The sequence below is a fragment of the Solwaraspora sp. WMMB335 genome (assembly GCF_049179075.1).
Classification (GTDB): Bacteria; Actinomycetota; Actinomycetes; order Mycobacteriales; family Micromonosporaceae; genus Micromonospora_E.
This window is the reverse complement of the sequence record NZ_JBMHMF010000001.1, coordinates 6,916,054-6,939,251: the sequence shown is the minus strand read 5'-3', so window position 1 is coordinate 6,939,251 and position 23,198 is coordinate 6,916,054. Positions and strand designations below refer to the sequence as shown.

General features: G+C 69.6%; 18 protein-coding genes. 4 read left to right on the top strand and 14 right to left on the bottom strand.

All coding sequences use genetic code 11. The features are described from left to right. The first annotated feature begins 166 nt into the window (after window positions 1-166). Window positions 167-3,016: a BTAD domain-containing putative transcriptional regulator gene (locus tag ACN27F_RS29960; protein WP_421438823.1), complete on the top strand. Its 2,850-nt coding sequence runs from the start codon at window positions 167-169 to the stop codon at window positions 3,014-3,016. 48 nt (window positions 3,017-3,064) lie between these two features. On the opposite strand, the gene ACN27F_RS29955 is transcribed toward ACN27F_RS29960, so the two are convergent. From ACN27F_RS29955 to ACN27F_RS29935, 5 genes are all read right to left on the bottom strand, one after another. Then, window positions 3,065-4,348 carry an MFS transporter gene (locus ACN27F_RS29955; RefSeq protein ID WP_421438822.1) on the bottom strand — a complete coding sequence of 428 codons (1,284 nt, stop codon included), beginning with the start codon at window positions 4,346-4,348 and terminating at the stop codon, window positions 3,065-3,067. Then, on the bottom strand, window positions 4,345-5,061 hold the full coding sequence (locus tag ACN27F_RS29950; protein ID WP_421438821.1) for a helix-turn-helix domain-containing protein: 717 nt from the start codon (window positions 5,059-5,061) through the stop codon (window positions 4,345-4,347). Before ACN27F_RS29950 ends, ACN27F_RS29955 begins: the two co-directional genes overlap by 4 nt. Then, window positions 5,040-6,773 carry an ABC transporter ATP-binding protein gene (locus ACN27F_RS29945; protein ID WP_421438820.1) on the bottom strand — a complete coding sequence of 578 codons (1,734 nt, stop codon included), beginning with the start codon at window positions 6,771-6,773 and terminating at the stop codon, window positions 5,040-5,042. The genes ACN27F_RS29950 and ACN27F_RS29945 overlap by 22 nt, the downstream gene beginning before the upstream one ends. Further along, window positions 6,770-8,575: an ABC transporter ATP-binding protein gene (locus ACN27F_RS29940; protein ID WP_421438819.1), complete on the bottom strand. Its 1,806-nt coding sequence runs from the start codon at window positions 8,573-8,575 to the stop codon at window positions 6,770-6,772. The genes ACN27F_RS29945 and ACN27F_RS29940 overlap by 4 nt, the downstream gene beginning before the upstream one ends. A gap of 123 nt (window positions 8,576-8,698) precedes the next feature. Beyond that, window positions 8,699-9,316, bottom strand: coding sequence for a DUF4097 family beta strand repeat-containing protein (locus ACN27F_RS29935; RefSeq protein WP_421438818.1), 618 nt, complete (start codon window positions 9,314-9,316; stop codon window positions 8,699-8,701). A gap of 114 nt (window positions 9,317-9,430) precedes the next feature. On the opposite strand from ACN27F_RS29935, the gene ACN27F_RS29930 reads away from it, so the two are divergent. Beyond that, a complete protein-coding gene (locus tag ACN27F_RS29930) occupies window positions 9,431-11,476 on the top strand; it encodes a cellulase family glycosylhydrolase (protein WP_421440542.1) in 2,046 nt (681 codons plus the stop codon). Window positions 11,477-11,843: 367 nt separating this feature from the next. Here the strand turns inward: ACN27F_RS29930 and ACN27F_RS29925 are convergent, their stop codons facing one another. Beyond that, a complete protein-coding gene (locus tag ACN27F_RS29925) occupies window positions 11,844-12,131 on the bottom strand; it encodes a hypothetical protein (protein ID WP_421438817.1) in 288 nt (95 codons plus the stop codon). Window positions 12,132-12,141: 10 nt separating this feature from the next. Continuing rightward, entirely contained in the window at window positions 12,142-12,585 is a 444-nt protein-coding gene (locus ACN27F_RS29920) for an NUDIX domain-containing protein (protein WP_421438816.1), read from the bottom strand. 229 nt (window positions 12,586-12,814) lie between these two features. Between ACN27F_RS29920 and cas6 the strand changes: the two genes are divergently transcribed. Further along, window positions 12,815-13,684 carry a CRISPR system precrRNA processing endoribonuclease RAMP protein Cas6 gene (cas6, locus tag ACN27F_RS29915; RefSeq protein ID WP_421438815.1) on the top strand — a complete coding sequence of 290 codons (870 nt, stop codon included), beginning with the start codon at window positions 12,815-12,817 and terminating at the stop codon, window positions 13,682-13,684. 24 nt (window positions 13,685-13,708) lie between these two features. Here the strand turns inward: cas6 and ACN27F_RS29910 are convergent, their stop codons facing one another. The 5 genes from ACN27F_RS29910 to ACN27F_RS29890 form a co-directional block, all read right to left on the bottom strand. After that, window positions 13,709-14,482, bottom strand: coding sequence for a hypothetical protein (locus ACN27F_RS29910; protein WP_421438814.1), 774 nt, complete (start codon window positions 14,480-14,482; stop codon window positions 13,709-13,711). 132 nt (window positions 14,483-14,614) lie between these two features. Further along, a complete protein-coding gene (locus ACN27F_RS29905) occupies window positions 14,615-16,396 on the bottom strand; it encodes a phosphodiester glycosidase family protein (RefSeq protein ID WP_421438813.1) in 1,782 nt (593 codons plus the stop codon). Window positions 16,397-16,424: 28 nt separating this feature from the next. Continuing rightward, window positions 16,425-17,267: a carbohydrate ABC transporter permease gene (locus ACN27F_RS29900; protein ID WP_421438812.1), complete on the bottom strand. Its 843-nt coding sequence runs from the start codon at window positions 17,265-17,267 to the stop codon at window positions 16,425-16,427. Continuing rightward, window positions 17,264-18,256: a carbohydrate ABC transporter permease gene (locus ACN27F_RS29895; RefSeq protein WP_421438811.1), complete on the bottom strand. Its 993-nt coding sequence runs from the start codon at window positions 18,254-18,256 to the stop codon at window positions 17,264-17,266. The genes ACN27F_RS29900 and ACN27F_RS29895 overlap by 4 nt, the downstream gene beginning before the upstream one ends. Window positions 18,257-18,272: 16 nt before the next feature. Further along, entirely contained in the window at window positions 18,273-19,520 is a 1,248-nt protein-coding gene (locus ACN27F_RS29890) for an extracellular solute-binding protein (protein ID WP_421438810.1), read from the bottom strand. A gap of 98 nt (window positions 19,521-19,618) precedes the next feature. Here ACN27F_RS29890 and ACN27F_RS29885 point away from each other — a divergent pair, with 98 nt between their 5' ends. Further along, window positions 19,619-20,857 carry an ROK family transcriptional regulator gene (locus ACN27F_RS29885; protein WP_421438809.1) on the top strand — a complete coding sequence of 413 codons (1,239 nt, stop codon included), beginning with the start codon at window positions 19,619-19,621 and terminating at the stop codon, window positions 20,855-20,857. A 128-nt stretch (window positions 20,858-20,985) separates the two neighbouring features. On the opposite strand, the gene ACN27F_RS29880 is transcribed toward ACN27F_RS29885, so the two are convergent. Both ACN27F_RS29880 and ACN27F_RS29875 read right to left on the bottom strand, forming a co-directional pair. After that, window positions 20,986-21,618, bottom strand: a complete 633-nt coding sequence (locus tag ACN27F_RS29880) for a C39 family peptidase (RefSeq protein WP_421438808.1) — start codon at window positions 21,616-21,618, stop codon at window positions 20,986-20,988. Window positions 21,619-21,749: 131 nt separating this feature from the next. Then, entirely contained in the window at window positions 21,750-22,874 is a 1,125-nt protein-coding gene (locus ACN27F_RS29875) for an acyltransferase family protein (RefSeq protein WP_421438807.1), read from the bottom strand. Window positions 22,875-23,198: the final 324 nt, after the last annotated feature.

Genomic DNA, 23,198 nt, shown 5'->3' with positions numbered 1-23,198 from the left:
CGACGGCGGTAACATCGACATTGCACTGCCATGTCACAGGCAAAAGTATTGACTTGTTTACAGAGGACGGATACCGTGTCGCCACTTTGGCGCTTCGGGGGGATGCCAAGTGGAGTACCGGATCCTTGGCGCGCTTCAGGTATGCGCCGATCATGGAGACGTTCCGGTGGGCGGGCCGCGGTCGCAGCGGCTGCTGGCCGCGATGTTGCTCAACGCCAACCGGCCGGTCTCGGTTGACACGCTGATCGCGGCCACCTGGGACGCTCGTCCGCCAAGGACCGCCCGCCGGCAGGTCCTCAACCGCATCGCCGGCCTTCGGGCCACGCTCACCCGCGCCGGTGGCACCGTCGACACCCGCACCGCCGGCTACCTGTTGCGGGCCGCGCCGGAGCAGGTCGACGCCCTCGCGTTCGACAGCCTCGTCCGGCAGGCCGCCGCGGCACCCGACGACGCGACCGCCGTCTCGATGTACCGGCAGGCGCTCGCGCTGTGGCGAGGCCCCGCGCTCGCCGGCCTGCGGGGCGGGTTCCTCGAAGCGGAGGCGGCCGGACTCGACGAGCGGCGCCTCTGCGTACACGCCGACTGCATCGAGCACGAGCTGGCCCGTGGCGAGGCCGATCGGCTCGTCCCGGAGCTGCGCCGGCTGGTCGCCGAGCACCCGTTCCGGGAGCGGTTCGCCGGACTGCTGATCACCGCACTGACCCATGCCGGCCGGCGAGCCGAGGCCCTGGACGCCTACCGGGAGCTCCGCGAACGCCTCGTCGCCGAGCTCGGCATCGAGCCGAGCGCCGCGCTGCAGGCGTTACATCAGGCCGCCCTGCGGGACGCGCCGGCATCGACCGCCGTCGCGCCACACCCGGCACCACGCCAGCAGCCGCGCGACGTGCCCACCTTCACCGGCCGCCACAAGGAGCTGGCCACGATACGGCGGCTGTTCGGCACCGGCGCGACCGGACCCGTGGCGGTGGTCGCCGTGCAAGGGGTGGGCGGCATCGGCAAGTCTGCCCTGGCCATCCACGCCGCCCACCGGTTCGCCGACCGGTTTCCCGATGGCGTCCTCTACGCCGATCTACGCGGCGCTACCGCCGGTCTCGCCCCGGTCAGCCCGCTCGACGCCCTGCACCGGTTCCTGCGGGCACTCGACGCCGCACCGGTCCGCCTGCCGATGGACGTCGACGAGGCCGCGGCGATGTTCCGCTCGGCGGTCGCCGACCTGCGCCTGCTTGTCCTGCTCGACAACGCACGCGACGCCGCCCAGGTCACGCCCCTGCTACCCGGCGGCGGCGGATGCGGCGTGATCGTGACCAGTCGCCGGATGCTGAGCACCCTCGACGGCGCGCACCACATCCAGCTGGAACCCCTCACCGAGCAGGAAGGCCTCGCCCAGCTGACCCGGACCATCGGCGAAGAGCGCATCGCCACCGATCCGGAGGCCGCGCGTGAGCTGGTCCGCTGGTGTGGCCGGTTCCCGCTGGCGCTGCGCATCGCGGGCGCGCGGCTGGCGACCCACTCCGGATGGACGGTGCGCGACCTCGCCGTGCGACTCGCCGACGAGCAGCGCCGTCTCGACGAGCTGGAGGTGGCCGATCTCAGCGTCCGCGCGAGCATCGCACTGTCCCACCGGGAGCTGCGCGCCAGCGCCGACACCATCGACCGGGACGCCGCGACCGCCATCGCGACACTGAGCATCTGGGACGGACCTGACGTCAGCGACCTGTTCGCCGCCCGGCTGATGGACCGGCCCCCGACCGCGGCCGCCCGGGCACTGGAACGACTCGTCGACGCGAGCCTGCTCGACAGCGAGGTACCCGGCCGCTACCACCACCACGACCTCGTTCGCTTGTACGGCCGTGAGCAGGCCACCGTCTCCTTGCGTGGCGCCGAGCGGGCCGCCGCGCTCACCCGGGCCATCGGCTGGTACGTCGGTACGGTCTGGGGGACATATTCCCTGCTGCGCCCCGGAGACCGCCGCCCGGAGACCGTGGGAGACCGGTGGACAGGCGACGCCACCGCGTTCCCGGACCCCGACTCGGCCCTGCGATGGCTCGACGACGAGCGCGGCAACCACCTGGTCGCGCTGCGCCAGGCCGCAGCGAATCCGGCTGTGCCGGCCGGGCTGGTGATTCAGCTCGGCCAGGGCCTCTACGCCTTCCACCGGGTCCGCAACTCCTGGGGCGACGTGTCGGCCATCAACAACTTGGTGCTCGAGGTGGCCGCACGCAGCGACGACGGTTGCGCACTGGCCGTCGCCCACACCGACATGGGCGCGGCGCTGTGCCAGCTGGAACGGTTCGACGAGGCCGCCGAGCACCTACGGGCCGCGATCGCCCGGCACCGCGCGATCGGCGACCGGCACGGCCACGCCCAGGCGCTGGCGCTGATGGGCAACGTCCACCAGGCCGAGGGACGCAATCAGGAGGCTCTGATGTGCTATCAGGCATGCCTGGCCGTCAACGAAGAGCTGGGCGACCTGCGTGGCCAGGCCATGAACCTGGGCAACATGGGCCTGGTGTGGCGCCTGCTGGGCCGCTACGACGAGGCCCAGCGCGCCCACGAGCGGGGCATGAACCTCTTCCGGGAGCTCGGCGACCGCTACGGGCAGGCCATCGGACTCACCAACCTGGCCAGCCTCTACCGCGACACCGAACGCTACGACGCGGCGGTCATCGTCCTGCAGGAGTGTCTGGAGACGTACCGCAGCGTCGGCGATCGCTTCGGCCAGGCTGAGGCCCACCTGGAGCGGGGCATCGTGCGCCGGCTCCAGCAGCGTTACCAGGAGGCACTGGCCGACCAGCACACCGCAGCCGCTGTCCTGCGCGACCTGGGCCGGCGGCAGAGCCTGGCTGAAAGCCTCCGCGAATCCGGCCTGATCCTGCATCTGCTCGGCCAGTTCGCCGCTGCCCGGCACGACTGGCAGGAGGCGCTGGGCCTGTTTCTGAGCCTCGGAATGCGCTCCGAGGCCGCACAGGTCCGGCGGCTGCTCGCACCGCATGACGCGACGACACGCCCGGCCTGAGCGGCCGTCCCAGGGGTTCAGGGTCGCCGAGCGCGACGGACAGACGGATCAGTGATCGCCTCGGGATGCCTGTCCTGCGCGTGAATCGGCAGGAGTCGCAGGTGGGAGTTGTCGGAATCGCGGATAGGTGAGGACGAAGGTCGTGAGGATCGCCATGATTGCTGCGCCGACCATGACGGGTAGGGGCGGCCAGGCGCTGTAGAGCGCGGTGCCTGCGGTGGGGGCGACGACGAAGGTGAGCCCCATGGTGGCGGCGACGAGTCCGGCAAGGCCGCCCTGTTCCTCACGGGTGACGAGTAGCGTGGGTCCGGCGGTGAAGCCGGGCATGGCGATACCGAATCCGATGCCCACGACGGCGATGGAGCCGAACAGCAGGATGGGTCCGGCGTCGGGGACGAGGAGCAGGAACCCGGCCAGCACGACGGCTCCGCCGACGCGCAGCAGGGTGGCCGGTGTCCAGCTGGTGCGCGGCACGATGAGGCCTTGGGCGAGGACCATGCCCAGTCCGGCGGCGAGAAGGGCCGCGCCGGTGAGGACTCCTGCGGTGTTGGCGTCGAGGTGGAGCCGGTCTTGGACGATGAACCCGGTGACGATCTGCACGAACCCGAGCGCGGTGAACAGGCCGAACCCGGCGAGCAGGAAAGGCCAGATGCGTGGGTCGGTCGGGCGCACTCGCGTGGGCTTCTCGATCAGTGTGGTGCGTGGCTCACGGCGCAGGCGACCCAGGACGAGCAGGAGTCCGAACGTGAACAGGAGCGGCACGGCGATCAGTGGTGTCAACAGCCCGAACCATGCGAGGAGCCCGCCGATGACGGCTCCCGCGATCTGGGCGACACCCTGCACCGCACCAACCCGAGCCATCCCTGCGACGCGTGTCTGCTCGTCCGGGGTGATGTCGGCGATGTATGCCTGTGCGGTGGGTGGAATCGCTGAGATCGAGAGGCCGAACCCGATGCCGCGGAATACCACGAACAGGACGAACAACGTGGTGCCGGTGATCAAGCCGGCCATTCCGAGTTGCGCGATGACCGCGAAGACGCTCGTGGTGACGACCCCCAGCGCGAGGGCGAGCACCAGCACGGGCTTGCGTCCCCACGACTGGGAGCGTCGTCCCCACGCGCCGCTGACAAGCACCATCATGATCGCGGCGGAACTGATGGTCACTCCGACCTGCCACTCGGCGAGACCGACCTCCCGGGACAGCGGAGCGATGATCGGATTGAGCGTCATCTGGGCGAGGTAGGCCAAGAATACGGCGGTCAGCAGAACCTTGATCTGCGGAGCGGGTACGGCCGTAGAAGGAGCAGGTACGGCCTCAGCAGTCGGTGTCACGGGGTGTCTTCTCCCTCGGAAGTGCCCTGGCGCGGATCTGCCGCAGCGATGCGGCGTGTGGTGAGGCCGTCGAGCACGAGTTCGAGCTTTCGGGTGAACCAGTCACGAGGGAGGGTGGCTATCGCCTCCCGCATGGCTGCGCGCACCCCAGCACGACCCGGCGGATCCTCCGGTCGGGGTGTCCACAGTGCTTCGAGCTGCTCGCGGGTGTCGGCACTGGCTGCGTCCTCTCGTCGGGAGAGGTCTTCGACGCCTCGACGGTGGTCGATGGTGAGGTCGATGGTGGTGTCGACGGCGAGAACGGCCTGGTCGGCGGTGAATCCCTGCTCGGTCAGTGCCAGGGCCAAGTCGTCGTACAGTCCCATCATCCGCGGTGGTACGACCGCGCCGGAGAGCTCGGTCACGGCCCCGGGGTGGGTGGCGAGCAGGTCCCACAGGGTGGTGGCGTGCCGATGCAGGATCTCCCGCCAGTGGCCGGTGACCGGCGGCCAGGTCGTCTTGTCGAGGACGTGGTCCCAGGTCAAGGCGAGCAGCCCGGCGCGGGTCGGCGTGTAGCGGTAGAGCGTCATGGTGGACACGCCGAGCCGCTGTGCGACGGCGGGAACGGTCAATCCGGCGAAACCTTCGGCGAGGACCGCCTCGGCGATGTCGGCTTCGGTGAGCTTGCGCGGCCGGCCTGTGCGGGCGGCGTTCATCGTGCGATCAGCCTCCATGCCGTTGCCGCCGTCAGCGTGTGCCAGTGCGCGGCGTAGCCGCCGTCGTGTGCGAGAAGTTGGTCGTGGGTGCCACGCTCGGTGATTCGTCCGTCCTCGATGAAGAGGATCTGGTCGGCCTCGATGATCGTCGTCAGCTGGTGGGCGATGACGATGACGGTGCGATCGCGCGCCAGTTCGTGAACGGCGGCGGTGACCAGGTTCCCGTTCTCGGCGTCCAGGGAGGCAGTCGCTTCGTCCAGGAGCAGCACCGGGGCGTTCTTGAGGAAGGCGCGGGCGAGCGCGACCCGCTGCTTCTCCCCGCCCGAGAGCCGTACCCCGCCTTCGCCGACCTGACTGTCCCAGCCTTCGGGGAGTGCGGCGATCACCTCGGTGAGACCGGAGCGTGCGGCCACGTCCGCAAGCTCGGCGTCGGTGGCGTCGGCACGGGCGAGCCGGACGTTGTCGGCCAACGTACCGGAGAACAGGTAGCTGTCCTGGAAGACCGGGGAGATCGCCTGATGCAGATTCTCGGCGCCGAGCCCGGAAAGGGGGACGCCGCCGAGGCGGATCTGTCCGTGCTGGGGGTCGAAGAACCGGGCGGCGAGCCGGATGATCGTGGACTTGCCGCCCCCGGACGGGCCGACGATCGCGGTCGTCGTGCCCGGTGCCACGGTGAAGGAGATGTCGTGCAGGACCGGGTCGTCGTCGTAGGCGAAGAAGACGTGATCGAAGGCGAGCGTCCCATCTGCCGGGGATGTGGACGTGGCCGGTTCCGGTAGCGGACGGGTGTCCAGGACGGCATCGGCGGCGTCCATCTGCGCGGAACAGATGCGGATGACGGTGGCATTCGCGGCGACATCCCCGAGGGGTGTGACGATCAGATTGATGACCGGTAGTGTCGCCAGTAGCGTTGCCAGCGCGACCGGATCGGTGATCCCCGCGGCGACAGCGATGACCAGCGACAGCAGTGCGAGGAGCACGAGACGGGCGATGAACCCGTTCACGATGAGCGGCGGGAGCACGAGCCACAACTGTCGGCGTTCTGTGCGGGCCTGTTCTTGCAGTGAACGGTCGAACTGCTCAGCCGCGGTGCCCTGCCGTCCGAAGGTGCGCAGCACCGGCTGGGATTGCGCGAACTCCACCATTCGATCGCTCGCTGCGGCGGTGGCCTCGTTGACGGCGGCGTCGGCTCGCCTGCCGAGTCGTCCAGCCCACCAGAACACCAGCAGCACGGACGGAACGGCGGCGAGCGCCACCAGCCCGATGCGCCAGTCGACGACGATCAGGGTGACGATGAGGACGAGCGGGACCAGCACCGACCGCAGCAGGGCCGCGAACTGACGGACCGGCAGGGCGAGGATGTCCATGACGCCCTTGCTCAACGTCACTCCCAACGTGCTGGTGTGTCCCGGGGTGAACCAGCCCAGTGGCAGCGTCGCGACGTGGTCGCCGAGCCGGTAGCGCAATTGGTCCAGGGTGGTGCTGCCGACGTCGAAGCCTTTGACCGTGGCCCGGTAGTCGACGAGCCACGCCACGACGGCCGAGAGCGCGAAGCCGCCCACCCACCAGACCAGTTCCGCGTGAGCACCGATCAGCAGCGCCCGCAGGATCGGGATCGTGAACGCCAGCGTGATGCCCTGCAGGAAGGTTGCGGCGATCACCCATCGCAGCTGGCTGCGCAGCAGGTGGGCGTGCTCGGGGCCGAGGTAGCGGGAGAGTCGACGGATCATCGCGGGCGCCCTGCCGTGGCAGTCTGAATCGCCGGAGTCCGTGGGGGATCGGCCGGGTGCTGTGCGTGCCACAGTCGGTGATATGCGCCGTGCTGTTCGATCAGCTCCCGATGGGTGCCGTCCTCGACGACGCGGCCCTCGTCGAGGACGAGGATGCGATCCGCCCCCGCGACCAAATCGAGTCGGTGGGCGATGACGATGATGGTCCGGGACCGCTTGGAGACCAGGGCCGATAGCCCGGTCTGGATGGCTCGGGCGTTTTCGGCGTCGGCGGCGGAGGTCGCCTCGTCGAGCACCAGGACCTCGGGGTCGAGTAGCAGTGCACGGGCGATGGAGATCCGTTGCGCCTCCCCGCCGGAAAGTCGCGCGTCCTCGCCGATGACGGAGTCGTAGCCCTGCGGCAGCTCAAGGATGCGGTCGTGAATGCTCGCGGACCTGGCGGCCTGCTCGACTTCTGCGCGTGAGGCGTCTGGGCGGGCCAGGGCGATGTTCTCCGCGACACTCATCCGCAGCAGGCGCACGTCCTGGAACACCGCCCCGACCGTGCGGAACAGCTCATCCGACGCGACATCGGGAAGGGGTACGCCGCCGAGAAGCACCTGGCCGGTCGCGGGGTCGGCGTAGCGCAGCAGGAGCCGGGCCAGGGTCGTCTTGCCCGAGCCCGATGCGCCCACGATCGCGGTGACCGTCCCGGGCTCGAAGGCGACGCTGACATCACGCAGCACCATCCGGTCGGCGTCATAGCCGAAACTCACCCGGTCCAGCTCGATCCTCGTCCCGGTGGGGACGGATGGCACGGGTGTCTCGGGCAGCTGCTCGGTGTCCAGAAGGTCGTTCAGGCGTGCGGCGGCGCCATTCGCCATTTGCAGTGCCATCACGTTCGATGTCAGCACCGAGATCGGTCCGCCGATACCGAGGCCGACGAGGGCGAAGGGGATCACCTGCACCGGCTGCATCCAGCCGAGCGAGACGAACCAGCTGCCGAACACGAGTGTGAGCAGCAGCAGCGCCGTGGGCGCGACGGCCAGGTTCGCGATCGTCTCCGGTGCGATCATCGGCCGGGCCCACCCGATGAAGAACGTGGTGAACCGGTCCGACGCCGCTCGATAGGCTGCGCTCGCCCGCCCCGTCTGGCCGAACGTCTTCACCACGGGGATGCCGTCGACGAACTCCACTACCGCGCTGTTGACGCCTTCGAGCACCCGGCCGTACTCGTCCATGTCCTTGCCCATGCCCGCCAGCATCCGCCCGTAGATCACCACGAACACCGGCAACGGAACCAGCAGCACCAGCGCCAGCCGCCAGTCGATGAAGAACAAGTAGGCGTAGGCGGCGATCGGGGTGGCGACCGCGCCGGCGAGCTCGGCGTAGGAATGCGCCACCAGATGGTGCAGTGCCGTGACGTCATCCTGCATGCCCTGCTTGACCCGGCCCGCGCTGGTGTCGGTGAACCACCCCAGCGGCGCGCCCCGCAGCCTCGCCGCCAGCTTCCGCCGCAGAATCAACGTCAGATCGTTGTCCGCCAGATGCGCGATCAGATCCGCCGACGCCTTCAACATCAGCCCCAGGCCCAGCAACACCAGGCCGGCTACCAGCACCGGCCAGATCCCGGGATCACCGGCATCCGCGATCAGGCGCTCCGCGATCATCGCTCCCGTCACCAGCGGCGACAACATCAGCGCAGACGCGACTGCCTGCACGACGATCACCACGATCAAGCGACCCCGAACCGGCCTCAACAGTGTCGCCATCGGAGTCGACCTGGCCTGCGGCGACGACTCCCGGTCGCTGCGTGACGGCATACCACCACTCCTGTCCATGGGTGTTCGCCGTCCAACATCCAGCGGATGCGCCTTCGGCGGCAACGAAAACCGTTCTCAGCGACGAGGTTACGTTAGGCGCATAACAAAAGTCAACCACGCCATCTACGAGCGGTGGATGGTGATGTCGCCGTAGGAGACGCGGCCGCGTACCTCGACGGTCTCGTCGGCGTCGTCGGGTCGGGTGGCGGTCTCCAGCAGGTTGTGGACCTTCCCGAAGTCGGTCTTCACTTCCAGCCAGGCGGCGATGCCGGCGGCGATGCCGACGTCCAGGTTGCCCGTGGCGGTGCCGAGCACGACCGAGCCGCGCGCCACCTCGCCGAGGCGAATGCTGCCGTTGGACGTCTTCGCGTCGACGCCGGCACCGGCCCGCTCGACGCGGATGTCACCGTTGGCCGCGCGCACCCGTACGTCGCCGGTGACGCCGTCGACGGTGACGTGGCCGGCCGCGGTGTCCACCCGCAGCGGGCCGGTCAGTCCGAGCCAGGCGTTGCCGGCGGCGGTCGTGACCCGGCACTGCCCGAGCCGGCCGGTACAGCGGACGTCGCCCAGCTGCAGTTCGGCGGAGACCTGGGAACCGCTGGGCAGCTGGATCGACACCTCGGCCGATCGGGTCCGGCGGGAGAAGTCGAAGGCGGGCGACTTCGGGCCGGTGATCCGCAGGGTGCCGTTGGCGTAGTCGAAACGCTGCCACACTGGCACCGTACGGCCGCAGCCTTCCATGACGACCTTGATACGTCGTAACCTGTCGATGGAAGCGCTCCCATGACGGTCCAGCGAACCCGGAAACCGCAGAACCAGCAGAACCAGCACACCCCACGACAGGAGAGCACCTACATGCCGTCGATACGGACACGGTGGGCCGCCACAGCGGCGGCCTGCCTGCTCCTCGGGGCGGTCGCCACCGTCCCGACCACCGCCGCAGCAGCCGCCGCCGCCCCACCGGCTGCCGCTGCCCCGACATCAGCTGACGCATCGATAACCACCCAGGCCGACGCGCCGATCGGCGCCCAGGCCGTGCCGGCGAACGACTGGCTGCACACCGACGGGAACACGATCGTCGACGAGGCCGGCAACCAGGTGTGGCTCACCGGGGCCAACTGGTTCGGCTACAACGCCTCCGAGCGGGTCTTCCACGGCCTGTGGTCGGCCAACATCGAGACGATCACCCGCTCGATGGCGCAGCGCGGCATCAACATCGTCCGGGTGCCGATCTCGACCCAGCTGCTACTGGAGTGGAAGGCCGGCCAGCCGCTGGCCCGGCCCAACGTCAACACGTACGTCAACCCCGAGCTGGACGGGCTGAACAACCTGCAGATCTTCGACCACTGGCTCGACCTGTGCGAGGAGTACGGGTTGAAGGTGCTGCTGGACGTGCACAGCGCCGAGGCAGACAACTCCGGGCACACGTACCCGATGTGGTTCAAGGGCACCATCACCCCGGAGCTGTTCTACCAGGGCTGGGAGTGGATCACCGAACGCTACCGCGACAACGACACTATCGTCGCGATGGACATCGAGAACGAGCCGCACGGCACCCCGAACGACCAGCAACGGGCCAAGTGGGACTCGTCGACCGACCAGGACAACTTCAAGTACGCCTGCGAGACGGCCGGCCGGCGCATTCTGGCGATCAACCCCAACCTGCTGATCCTCTGCGAGGGCATCGAGGTCTACCCGCGCCCGCACGCCACCTGGGACTCCCCCAACCTCAACCCGGACCGCAGCCCGAACTACTTCTACAACTGGTGGGGCGGAAACCTGCGCGGTGTCGCCGCGCACCCGGTCGACCTGGGTGCCCACCAGGACCAGCTGGTCTACTCCCCGCACGACTACGGCCCGCTGGTCTACGAGCAGCCGTGGTTCCAGGGCGAGTTCGACAAGAACTCGCTGATCAACGACGTGTGGCGGCCCAACTGGCTCTACATCCACGAGGATGACACCGCACCGCTGCTGATCGGCGAGTGGGGCGGCCGGTACGGCCAGGACGCCCGGCAGGACAAGTGGCTGCACGCGATCCGCGACATGATGGTCGACTACGGGATCCACCACACCTTCTGGTGCCTCAACCCCAACTCGGGCGACACCGGCGGCCTGCTGCTCGACGACTGGACCAGCTGGGACGAGGTCAAGTACACCGAGGTACTCAAGCCGGCGCTGTGGCAGCACGACGGCAGGTTCGTCGGCCTGGACCACCAGGTCCGCCTGGGCGGGGTCGACTCGACCACCGGCATGAACCTCGCCGAACGCTACGGCGACGGCGGCGGGGACGACGACGTCACCGCGCCGACCACTCCCGGCCAACCGGCCGCCAGCGACGTCACCGCCGACTCGGTGACGTTGACCTGGGCGGCGTCGACCGACAACGTCGGCGTCACCTCGTACCAGGTGCTGCGCTCGACCGGCGGCGCCCCGGCCACCCCGGTCGCCACGGTCTCCGGCACCACGTACACGGTCTCCGGCCTGGCTGCCGAGACGACCTACACGTTCAGCGTCCGGGCCCGTGACGCCGCAGGCAACGTCTCGGCGGCGTCGGCGTCGCGCACGGTCACCACCGCGGCGGACGACGGCGGCACCGGCGACGACGGCTGCACCGCGACGTACACGGTGACCAGCAGCTGGCAGGGTGGCTTCCAGGGCAGCGTCCAGCTGCGCAACACCGGCGCCTCGGCGATCACCGGCTGGACGGTCACCTGGACCAACCCGAGCGGCGCGTCGATCGCGTCACTGTGGAACGGGCGGCTGACCACGTCCGGCGGCGTCAACACGGTACGCAACGAGCCGTACAACGGGACGCTGGCACCGGACGCCGCGACCACGTTCGGGTTCGTCGGCTCCGGGCCCAGCTCGACGCCGACCGACCTGAGCTGCACCGCGTCCTGACCGGACCCTGACACGGTCTTCTGCGTGGGCCTGACGGGGCCCACGCAGAAGACCTCCTGCCCGCCGTCCGCGACCGCGACTCGATCAGCGGTGAATCGCTGCCGGATCTGGTGCCGTTGACGCCGAATGACACGCTGAACCGTATGGTCGACGAGCGATATTTCGCGTCGAGTGCGTACGGCCTCCGTGACGGCGACGGCGGGCCGGCAGACCAGCCGTCCGGTTGGTGGAACCCCGTGGAGGAAGAGTGGACCATTCAGGTGCCCAGCAGGTCGGGCAGTAGGGCTCAGGTCGACCTCGCTGACCGGATCCGACGCGCCCAGGGCTGCCCGTTCTGCCCTCCAGCGGCCGAGGTTCCGGCGGCCGGCTACGACGTGCTGCTCCTCCCTAGCAAATTTCCATTGGTGGATTCTTCAACCAATGGCGATACCCGATGTCCGGTTGCCATGACGTCTTCCTCTACACCGATGACCACACGGGACGACTGGTCGATCAGTCGCAGGATCGGATCGTTGATCTTCTCGCGGCGCTGGCTGCCCGGACCGAACAGATGTTGGCTGGTCCATTCGTTCAGGCGGTATTCGGCTTCGAATGTCAAGGGGATCATTTCGGGCCGACCGTGGCGCACCCGCACGGCCAGCTGATCGGATTTCAATGTGAAAGTCTTAACGGGAGGCGGCACGGCGGGCGACGAAAACGCAGGCGGCGGGACGCAGCGACGGAATCAGGTTGAGATCGAGCAGTTCGTCTATCGGGATCCAACGCAGGTCGCCCAGGTGGTCGTCGTGTGTCTGCCCAGCGATCGTAAGCTGTCCGACTGTCGCCTGACACTCACGGGCGACCGCGACCACCTGTACCTGATCATCGGAGACATCACCATTCATGATCCACTGCCAGATGTAGAACGGTTCTCCCGGGACGACGTCCAAGCCGGTTTCTTCGCGCACCTCGCGACGAATGTGCGCGTCGACATCCTCTCCGAAGATCATCCGGCCGCCGGGGACCTCCCAGCACTCTGGATTGTTCGGATCATCGACGGTCTTCTGAGCCACCAATACGTGATCGCCGCGAAAAATGAACGCCTTTTGGGCAAACTGATGAACCTTCATGGCAAGCGACGACCTTCCATGATCAGCCGGCTGACGTGATCAGCGAACAGGTTTGCGTCAGGCCAACAGTCTGCCAGCAGGGCCGATTCGGCAGAAGCCCCACACCGGCGATCCATGCGAATGTCCAGTCAGCAGACGACTCTAGCGGACTCCCCGGCCCGCTGGCGCCGGTCTGGTTGAGTGGGGCGCGACCACCGACCACACCAGACCGAAGGGGTACGCCGGCCCGATGCCGACCCGAATCGTCGTCTCCCTGGTGCCGACCGCCGCCACGGCGATCCCGCCACCGCACACCGGCCCGGCGGTCAACGCCGCGTTCCTCAAGGCGGTCGACGCCGTCGACCCGGCCCTCGCCAGGACGTTGCACGACAGTCCCCGGTACAAGCCGTTCACCCTCAGCCCGGTCCTCGACGAGCAGGGCCGGGCACCGTCGGCGCCGGGGCAGCCGGCCCGGATCGTGGTCGGCCTGCTGGTCGACGCGTACGCCGCCCCGGTGCTCGCCGCGCTGCACGCCGCCGCCGGGCATCAGATCGCGCAGACCCGCTACCGCACCGTCGACCTCTCGGTGCACGCGGTGTCGTACGCCGAGTTGGCCACCGGCGCCGACCCGACCGCCACCACCTGGGCGTACGACCTGTTGACACCGGTCGGGTTCGCCACCGGGCGCGGGGACGGTGCCCGCCGCCAGCGCCCCTGGCCGGACGCGGAACGGGTGTTCGGCAACCTGACCCACCGCTGGGACGCGTTCGCCGGTGAGGTGGCGTTGCCGTCGTCGGCGACGACAGCGGTCGCCGACCATCTGGAGGTGGTCGACGCCCGGTTGCGGATGGTGACGCACCTGGTGGAGCCGCATCAGCGCAACCCGGAGCACCGGTTCCGCCGGGGCACGGTCGGCTCGGTGACGTACCAGTTGGCCGAGGCGGCGGCCGTGCCCGGCGACGCGCGGCGGGCGATCGACGCCCTGGCGGCGTTCGCCACGTACGCCGGGTTCGGGGACCGGACCGCGATGGGCATGGGTCACGTCCGGCCCAGCCCGACCCACCACCGCGACGGTGACCCGCCGCGGCAGGCACAGGTCAGCCGGCCGACCGCGCGGTAGCTCTCGGGGATGTACGCCTGCGGCCTACAACCGGGTGGCGACCCAGGCCTCGGCGTGCGTGCCGGCCCCGACCGCGCGCAGCAGCCGGACCGAGTGCGCCGGGTCGTCGACGGTGACGAAGTGGTACGTGCTCCGGCAGCGGTTCTCGGTGACCTGGACGCCCAGCGCGGCGGCGGCGTTGCCGAGGGTCCGCATCACCATCGGTTCCGGGACCCGCACGCGCAGCTGGGAGCGACGCCGGTCGCTGCTGGACACCAGCAGGGCGGCCCGCCACATGGTGCGCGCCGCCGCCACCCGCCGGTCGTGCCGCGCGTACGGCCCGACCCGGCGCCCGACGAGCTCCCACTGCTCGCGGAGCCAGACCGTGAGCTCGGTCAGGGTGGCGGCGGGCAGGAGCAGCTCGAAGCACGTCCGGGTGTCGCGGCCCGGCCGGCGGGCCCGGTTGACCACCCGGATGTCGGGGGTCCGCTGGCTGATGACCCGCGCGGTCCGCATCGCCAGCGCCGGATAGTAGGTGGCGACCAGGCTGACCAGGTCGCTGCGTTCGTACCACGGCACGGCCCGCAGCAGCCGGGTGACGGTCGCGGTCTCCACCTCGGGCAGTCGGTCGGACGGGACCGAGGCGGCGATGGCGTCGAGCAGTTGGCGATGTCCGACCCGGCCACGGCGCGCGCTGGTCGCCGGGGGCAGCCGCTCGGCTGGCCCGCGCCGAAGCTGGTCGGCTGGTCTCTGCCGAAGCTGGTCGGCTGGTCGGTGACGGAGCTCGTCGGCTGGTCGGTGGCGAAGCTGGTCGAGCATGTCGTGCTCCGTCCTCGGGTCGTCCCAGGAAGGTCGTGGCGACCGGCGATGCGGTCGCCGGCCTGGCCCGGCCCGTCCGTCGGCGGTGTTCGCGGCTGCCGACGGACGGGCCGGCGGTGGCGGCGGAGCGTCCTACCGGGTGATGAGCAACGCGTCGCCCACCGGCCGTTCAACGGGCTGGCCCTGGCCGTCGGTGTCGGACGGCGAGCTGATCAGCGTGCCGTCGACGACGGTGGCCGAGGAGCCGCCGCCGTCGAGGTTGATCGCGTCGACGGCGCCGAGCGCGTGCATCACCGTGGCGAACTCGGCGATGGTCAGCCCCTGACTGTGCCGCTCCTGCCGGCCGTCGGCCTGCACGATGAGCAACCGGCCGTGGCGGTCGACACCCACCCCGGTACGGGGATGGTTGCGGACGAACCAGTTGTAGCCGAACGAGGCACCGAGGGCGGAGTCGGGCAGCCCCAACGCGGGGCTCTCGTGCAGCAGCCCGTCCTGCTCCGGGTCGACCGCGAGCCGCCCGTGCGACAGCAGCTGCGGGCCGCCGTTGACGACGGAGTCTCCCCGGCCCAGGCGCACGGCGCGGCCGTAGCTGTCCACCGTGGTCGTCTCGACCGACATGGTCGAGCCGGGTACGGCGGTGGCCGCGAGCCAGCTGGCGGCGGTGCCGGTCGCCTGCACGACGCTGGCCCCGGCCGGCACCGGCTGACCGGTACGCGGCCGGATGGTGAGCACCCGACCGGCCGCGTCGACGACCGCTTCGACTCCCGCGCCGGTCGGCGACTCGGCGCCGAACCGCGGGGTGAGCACGACGAGCTCGTCGGGGTCGGTGCAGGTGAAGTCCATCGCGGGCCGCTGGGTCGGGTGGTCGCCGCCGACGCCGCCGCAGTTGCGGATCACGCCCGGCGGCCGGTTGAGTCCGTCGACGGTGAACCACCGGCCGGCCTGGGGACCGTGAAAGGCGGGCTGGTGGCCCTGAAGGGCGGGCCGGTGGCCGTGACCGGCGGGCCAGCCGCCCGGCCGCGGCCGGAACCGGATCTGGTACCTGCTGGACAGCTGCGCCACCCGGGTGTCCCGGCCGTTGTCGCCGAGGATCAGCGCGACGCGGCCGTTGGTGGCCGCGGTGACCGGTTCGCCGTCGAGCACGGTCAGCCCGGCGGGCACACCGGGCGTACCGTCGGCGGGGTTGATGGTGAAGAAGCCGCCGTTGACGGCGTAGAGGGCGCCGGCGGCGCGGGCGATGTCGCTCGTCGTCTCCCGGCCGGAGACGTACTCTCCCACCGAGGTCCTGATCGTTCCGCGGAAGGTCCAGGGGTCGACGGTCAGGTACCGCACGACCCACGGGCCGGTGCTGTCCGGCCGGCCGTCCTGACCGGTGTGCACCGCGAACACCTTGAAGTTCGCGGCGACCAGTGCCGCGTACACCGGGTCGGCGGTGGTGGGTCTGGTGGTGAACTGTCCGATGCGCAGGGTGTATCCGATCAGCCCGCCGGGGTAGTCGACGAGCGGTTCGACGTAGTCGACCGGCTCGACGCGCGGCTGCCAGCCCCGGGCCGCCAGGGCGGCGGCCACCGCTGGGTGCGCGCTGATCTGCGCGGCGACCTCCTGCGCCTTGGCCAGGGTGCCGAGGGCGCCCTGGTCGGCGTCGGGATCGGGGTCGGGCGGTACCTCGCCCAGCGGCATGTTGACCGCGATCGTCCAGAACTGGGTGGCCGGATCCGGTCGGCCCCGGGTGACGGTGGTCAGGGTCAGTCCAGGGGCCAGTCTCGTGACGGCCCGCTGTTCGGGCAGGTCCCGGGGACCGAGCGGCAGCCCTCCCGGCCGCCAACCGGTCGCGGCGGCCGCGTCCGGCCCGATCAGTGCCAGCGCGGCGAGCACCGCCAGGGGCGCGCTCCACCACCTACGCCGTCTCAGCATCAGCTTTCCTCCCATCGAGTTGGCCCGGCTATTTGACCGAGCCGGCCAGCATGCCGCCGGCCAGGTGTTTCTCGACCGATATGAACAGCAGTACGACCGGTACGATCGCGATCACCGAGGCCGCCAGCAGGCTGTTCCACTGCTGCTCGTAGCCGGTGACGAAGGAGCTGATGCCGACCGTCAGGGGTTTCCTGGCGTCGTCGCGCATCAGGGTCAGCGCGACCACGTACTCGTTCCACGCGGCGATGAACGTGAAGACGGTCGCGGTGACCAGTGCCGGGCGGACCAGGGGCAGCATGATGCGCCACAGGGTGCCGGCCCGGCCGGCACCGTCGAGCTGGGCCGCTTCCTCCACCTCGGTCGGGATCGCGGCGAAGAAGCCGTGCAGGATCCAGATCGCGAAGGCGAGGTTGAACGCGGCGTTGGTCAGGATGATCGCCAGGTAGGTGTTCACCAGCCCGAGTTCGAAGAACTCCCGGTAGATCCCGACCACCAGCGAGGTCGGCGAGAACATCTGCGTGACGAGCACCAGCAGCAGGAACGACTTTCGGCCGACGAACCGGGCCCGCGCGGTGTAGTACGCGGCGGGAACGGCGATGAGCAGCACGATGGCGGTGGACGCGACGGCGACCAGCACCGAGGTCTTGAACCAGTTCAGGAACCGCTCGTCGGACAGCACCCTCGGGAAGGTGGACCACTGCCACCGGTCGGGCAGGAAGGTCGCCGGCGAGGCGAGGATCTCCTCGTTGGGCCGTACCGCGTCGAGAGCCATGACGGCGAACGGGCCGAGGGACACGACGGCGACCGCGACGCCGCACAGTGGCAGCAGCAGTCGGCCGAGAGTGGGCCGGCGCAGGGTGAGCGTGGTCATGACGGCTGCTCTTCTCCCCACTTGACCAGGCGCAGATAGATGGCGACGACGACGAGGATGAGCAGTACGTTGCAGACTCCGGCGGCGGCCGACATGCCCACGTCGCGTTCGGCGCTGCGAAAGGCCAGCTTGTACATGAAGGTGATGCTGGTGTCGTGGACGAAGCCGGGGCTGCGGTTGGTGAGTGTGTAGACGATCGGGAACGAGTTGAAGACGTAGATGACGTTGAGCAGCGTGGCCACCAGGACAGCCGGTCGCAGCAGCGGCAGGGTGATCGCCCGGTAGGTCCGCCAGGCACCGGCACCGTCCATCCGGGCCGCCTCGTAGACCTCGCCCGGGATCGAGTTCAGGCCGGCGAGCAGGACGTAGACGGTGAACGGCACCGACACGAAGACCCCGACCAGGATCATGGACGGCATCGCCCACCGGTCGTCACCGAGGAAGTCGACGGGGGTGTCGACGACGCCGAGCCGCAGCAGCACCGTGTTGACGATGCCGTGGTAGTAGTCGTAGAGCAGGGTGAACAGTTGGGCCGTGATCACCAGTGACGCGGCCCAGGGCACGATCAGCGCCCAGCGGACGAGGCGGCGGCCGGCGAACTCCTTCGACAGCAGCTGCGCGACCGCGAGACCGACCAGCAGGGTGGACGCGACGACCGTCAGCACCCACACGGCGGTGTTGGTCAGCACCCCGCCGAGTGCCGGATGGCCCAGCACGGCCTGGTAGTTGCCGGTGCCCGCCGGTCCCTTGCTCAGCCCGGTGAGCGAGTAGCGTTCGAACGACGCGCGCACCAGGGCGATGACCGGGTAGACGACGACCCCGAGGATCAGCAGTACGGCGGGGCCGAGCCAGGCCAGGGTGGCCCAGCGCGGGTCGCGTCCGCGGCGCGCCCGCCGTGCCGGGCGTCGCGTCGGGCGTCGGGTCGGGCGTCGGGTCGGTACGGGTGGGAGTGGTCCGGCACCCCGATGGGTCACCGCGGTGCCGGCCATGTTGTCCACTGCCAACTCAGGCGCCCGACTCGGCGAACTTCTGCAGTTCGTCAAGGACCTGCTGCGGGTCGCCGTCCGGGGTGACGGCCTTGCCCAGGTTCTGCTGGACCGCGAGTTTGACCTTGTCCCAGTGCGGGTCGTCGGTGGGGGTCAGGCGCACGTTGGGCAGCGTGTCGAGGTACACCGCCAGCGCCGGGTCGTCGCCGAACTCCGCCAGGCCGGACTCGGTGACCGGCAGGAAGCCTTCGTCCCGGATGAACGTGTTGACCTCCTCCGGCGAGTAGTAGAGGTCGTAGAACGCGGTGACGGCGTCCTGGTTGCCGGGGCGTTTGAAGGCCATCAGGTAGTCGGTGACGCCGTAGGTCTGGGGTTCGCCGCCGGTGTTCGTCGGCATCGGCGCGACGCCGTACTCGACGGTGCCGTCCTGGTCGAGGTCGGCGGCCAGCGGCGAGAAGCCGACGACCATGCCGGCCTTGCCGGAGCGGAACAGCGCGAACGCGCCGTCGGTGCGGTTGGTTCGGGCCGGATTGTTCTGGGTGACCTTGTCCTCGACGGCCAGTTGGCGCAGGAAGCGCAGCGTCTCGACGTTGGCCGGTGAGTTGATCACCCAGGTGCCGTCGGACTTCCATTCGCCGCCGTTGTTGAACAGCCAGATCGAGAACTCCGCCTGCGCCTCCTCCGGGCCCAGTGGCTGGGCGTAGCCGACGACCCCGTCGCCGAGGGCGGTGAGCTTCCTGGCCGCCTCGGCGAACTCCGGCCAGGTGGTCGGCGGTTCGGCGATGCCGGCCTGCGCGAACAGGGTCTTGTTGTAGAACAGGGCCCGCGCCGAGGCCAGGTCGGGCATGCCGTAGAGCTTGCCGTCGTACGTGCCGCTGTCGACGAAGGCGTCCAGCAGGTCCTCGCGCACCGCCGGGGACAGCACCTCGTCCGCGTGGTACAGCAGGTCGTCGGCGGCGTAGCTGGCGTAGGCGTTGAGGTTGAGGATGTCCGGCGGGCTGCCGTTCTGGATCATCGTGCTGGACTGCTGGTCGATGTCGTTCCAGCTGACCACCTGCACGTCCAGCTGGATGCCGGTCTTCGCCTCGTACTTGTCGGCGAACTGGGACCAGAACGCCGCGGTGTTGGACTTGGAGTACTCGGCGGCCACGAGCTTGATCGACGTGACCTCGCCATCGGCGTCGGCGTCGGCGCCGCTGCCGCATGCGGTGAGGGTGAGCGCCGCCGCGCACGCGGCGGCGAGCAACGAGAAGGTTCGCCTCTTCATCGGTCTCCTCGATGGAGGGTGGGTTGGCGGAAGCCGGAGGGAAGAAGAAGAGATTTACTAAAGGAGCTTGCTTTATTAATGCGGTACTATGCCGTGCCATGGAGGACACGTCAAGCGGTAGCGGCCCACACGTGCTGCGACGCCTCAACGCCGCCACGGTGCTCGCCGCTGTACGCGCCGCCGGTCAGGCGACGCTGACGGACCTTGTGGACGCGACCGGCCTCACCCGGCCGACCGTCACTCAGGCCGTCGCGTCGCTGGACCGCGCCGGGTGGATCGAGATCGCGCGCAACGAGGCCCGACCGGGCGCCCGACGCATCGGCCGGCCGGCGCAACAGGTGCGGTTCCGGGCCGAGGCCGGCCATCTGGTGGGTGTGGACGTCGGGCCGCACAAGACGATGGCGATCGTCGCCGACCTCGCCGGAACGGTCCTCGCCCAGGCACGACACGAGATCGACGGCGACCACCAGGGCGACCAGCTGGCCACCGACGTGCTCGCGGTGACCGAGGCCGCCCTCGCCCAGGCCGGCGTGCCGGCCAGGTCGGTGGTGGCCATCGGCGTCGGCACTCCCGGCCTGGTAGCCAACGGCGAGGTGCTGATCGCGCCCAGCATCCCCGGTTGGGCCGGGAACCGGCTCGGCGCCGACCTCGCGGACCGCTTCGCCTGCCCGGTGCTGATCGACAACGACGTCAACCTCGCGGTGCTGGCCGAGCACTGGCGCCGTACCGGTCATCCGGACGGGACGCTGGCCTTCGTACACTGGGGAACCAGGCTCGGCGCGGGCCTGATGATCGGCGGACGGCTGCACCGGGGCAACGCCTTCTCAGCCGGCGAGATCGGCTTCTTCGATCTCGACGAGAAGCCGACGCGGCTGTCCACCGACCGGATGGGGCCGATGGAGTCGGCCGTCGGGGCCACCGCCATCGCGGCCTTAGCCGAGGCGGCGGCGCGCCGCCGCCGGACACCGCTACGCGAGCTGCTGGCCGCCCGGACCGACCCGCTGGACGTGTCGCCGATCTTCCGGTGCGCCGCCGACGGCGACGAGACCGCGCTGTCGGTCGTGGACACCGTCGCGGCCCGGTTCGCCCGTGGCCTCGCTCCGCTGTTCCTCCTGCTCGATCCGGATCTGGTCATCATCGGCGGGGGCGTCTCCCGGGGCGGCCCGGTGCTGCTGGCGGCGGTCGAACGGCACCTGCGACCACGTACCCTCGTCGTTCCCCGGCTGCAGATCTCCGAGCTGGGTGACACCGCCGTCGCGCTCGGCGGCGTACGGCTGGCCCTGGACAACGTGGAGGAGTCACTGTTCTCCGCCGCGAACCTCACCGTCGACGGCTGACCGGAGGCGCGGCTGCACTTCCCTGGTGGAAACGGCGCTGGCCGGGGTTCGCGCGTACGCGCGAACCCCGGCCAGCAGGACGGTCCGTCGTCTCGGTGGGACGGTGGCTCGCCTCAGCCCCAGCTGTCTCAGTGGGAGTAGCCGCGGGTGGCGATCCAGTGCGCCAGCGTCTCGGTGGACGTCCAGTACTCCGCTGCCGGGTACGCCGGGTCGGCGATCTTCACCGCGTCGCCGTCCTCGCCGTAACCGACGACGGTCACGTAGTGCCCACCCGGGTACGAGTGGACCCGGCCGTCGACGTCGGTCGCCGTACCGATGATGTTGGCCACCACGGCCCGTTCGTCGTCGACGGCCACGCGCACGTCGTCGCGCAGCCGGTCGATTTGCGTAGGGTCGGCCATGGGCGCCTCGATCGCCGTGGTCTGGTACGCGTCGTCCCCGGTGAGCTCGTTGAGCACCCGGGTGGTGTCCTCGGCCGAATCGGTCCCGGCCTCGGTCGTGCCCAGCTTGCTGGCCACCTCGTCCTGCGACAGGATGTGCCCCTGCGCGGTCAACGCGATCCGGGTCGCGGCCGGCCCGCAGTAGTAGAAGTTCGGCTGCCGCTCGTACTGGGTGTCCAGCACCCGGCCGGCGGTGTCCGGCGTCTCGGACGCCGCGCGGGCGGCACCGGCCGAGCCGGCCAGCACGCCGCCGACCACTACGCCACCGGCAACCAGCAGGCCGGTGACGGACAGTGCGGATTTTCGGATGATCGTGGTCATACAGGCAATCTCCGTTCCGAGGGGTACGGGGATCCGGACACCGCTACCGTCAGGTGCCGGACTCCGTGAACGGGGACATAACTGTTCCCCCATGACATTCCCACCCAGGCCGACCAAGCCGGCCGATAAGCTCAGGCGGGATGGTGTTCCTGACGCTCGGGATGGTCTCGCTGATGTCTCGGATACAACCACCGGGAGCCGGAGGGCATTCCCAGTGCGGACGACGGTGCGGCCCGTAGCCGAGGTGCCCCGCCGAGCAGCCGCATGGCAGGTCGTTCCACCAGGCGGTAGAGCAGCCAGCTCGCGACGATGGCCAGGCCGAGCGTGGCCACCGCCAGCACAGCCTCGACCGGTACCGGGTTGTCCTTGCCGACGAGCCAGCCGACGAAGCGTAGCGCGAGATAGTGCACCAGGTAGAAGGCGAACGACACCTCGCCGAGCCAGACCAGCCAGCGGGCCCGCCACGGCGTCGGGCGGCCGGCGGCGTCGGCCGCGCCGACCGCCGCGATGAGAATCGCGAACGGGATCGCGGTCGCGGCCACGATCCGGATGTCCTCCGGCAGCCACCGGCAGCAAATGTACGTCACCACCACGAGCACGACGGGCGGCCAGATCCCGATCGACGGGAAGCGGCCGTCACGCACTATGCGGGCGAGGAGCATGCCGGCCACGAACTCGGGCAACCGGGCCACCGGAAAGACCCAGATCGTCCAGTAGTGCTGTTCGGCCGGCAGGAGCTGCACCGCCGCCGGGACCGCCCAGATGGCGGCGAACGTGGCTGCGACAGCCGGCCAGAGCATGCGCCCGGCGATCCCGGTCAGTGCCCGGTATAGCCAGGGAAAGAGCAGGTAGAAGAAAGCTTCACAGGCCAGCGACCAGCTGACGACGTTCATCGAGTAGTAGACGCGCTCGTCAGACGCCCACGCCTGAAGCAACAGCAGGTTCGGTACCGCCTCGGCCGCGCTGACGCTCTTGCCTGCCGCTATCGCCATGAGGAACGCCGCAGCCCAGGTCACCACGTGGTTCGGATAGATCTTGGCGTACCGACGACGCCAGAAACGTTGTCTCGTGTCGCTCGATCGAGCTGACCAGGTGAGCACGAATCCACTCAGAATGAAGAAGAACGATACACCGGTCGCGCCCTGAGAGAAGATCAGATTTGTCACCGTTCCGAGAACGCCCTGGTCAGCGATGCCGGCCGCGCCGAGATGGAAGCCGAAGACCACGAATGCCGCGACGAATCGAAGCCCGGTCAAGGAAGGAAGCCTGGTCTGCGCCGAGGCACTGGTCCCGATCACCGATCCACGTTAGACATCACCTCTTGATCCAATAAATGTCGCGTACATGACACTTTTTCACGCAGGTTACCAACCCCGCCGGACCGGTTCGTCCTCCGACAACGAAAAACGATCTTCTGAAACGACCGATGGACCCGGATACGGCCGCTGACCCCGATATTTGACTCGCCCACAGCCAGTCAAGATCGACTATTCGGCCCGTCCCACGGGAAACACGACGGCAATTCGATCATGCACTGAACCCGACGTCCGCACGAAAGCGCATAATGACAGCAATCAACC

Excerpts from the sequence above, each read along its gene's own strand:
- ACN27F_RS29945 (WP_421438820.1), bottom strand. The coding sequence starts at position 6,773 with ATGATCCGTCGACTCTCCCGCTACCTCGGCCCCGAGCACGCCCACCTG.
- ACN27F_RS29895 (WP_421438811.1), bottom strand. The coding sequence starts at position 18,256 with ATGGCCGGCACCGCGGTGACCCATCGGGGTGCCGGACCACTCCCACCC.
- ACN27F_RS29885 (WP_421438809.1), top strand. The coding sequence starts at position 19,619 with ATGGAGGACACGTCAAGCGGTAGCGGCCCACACGTGCTGCGACGCCTC.
- ACN27F_RS29940 (WP_421438819.1), bottom strand. The coding sequence starts at position 8,575 with ATGCCGTCACGCAGCGACCGGGAGTCGTCGCCGCAGGCCAGGTCGACT.
- ACN27F_RS29880 (WP_421438808.1), bottom strand. The coding sequence starts at position 21,618 with ATGACCACGATCATCCGAAAATCCGCACTGTCCGTCACCGGCCTGCTG.
- ACN27F_RS29900 (WP_421438812.1), bottom strand. The coding sequence starts at position 17,267 with ATGACCACGCTCACCCTGCGCCGGCCCACTCTCGGCCGACTGCTGCTG.
- ACN27F_RS29930 (WP_421440542.1), top strand. The coding sequence starts at position 9,431 with ATGCCGTCGATACGGACACGGTGGGCCGCCACAGCGGCGGCCTGCCTG.
- cas6 (WP_421438815.1), top strand. The coding sequence starts at position 12,815 with ATGCCGACCCGAATCGTCGTCTCCCTGGTGCCGACCGCCGCCACGGCG.
- ACN27F_RS29905 (WP_421438813.1), bottom strand. The coding sequence starts at position 16,396 with ATGCTGAGACGGCGTAGGTGGTGGAGCGCGCCCCTGGCGGTGCTCGCC.
- ACN27F_RS29890 (WP_421438810.1), bottom strand. The coding sequence starts at position 19,520 with ATGAAGAGGCGAACCTTCTCGTTGCTCGCCGCCGCGTGCGCGGCGGCG.
- ACN27F_RS29950 (WP_421438821.1), bottom strand. The coding sequence starts at position 5,061 with ATGGAGGCTGATCGCACGATGAACGCCGCCCGCACAGGCCGGCCGCGC.
- ACN27F_RS29920 (WP_421438816.1), bottom strand. The coding sequence starts at position 12,585 with ATGAAGGTTCATCAGTTTGCCCAAAAGGCGTTCATTTTTCGCGGCGAT.
- ACN27F_RS29910 (WP_421438814.1), bottom strand. The coding sequence starts at position 14,482 with ATGCTCGACCAGCTTCGCCACCGACCAGCCGACGAGCTCCGTCACCGA.
- ACN27F_RS29935 (WP_421438818.1), bottom strand. The coding sequence starts at position 9,316 with ATGGAAGGCTGCGGCCGTACGGTGCCAGTGTGGCAGCGTTTCGACTAC.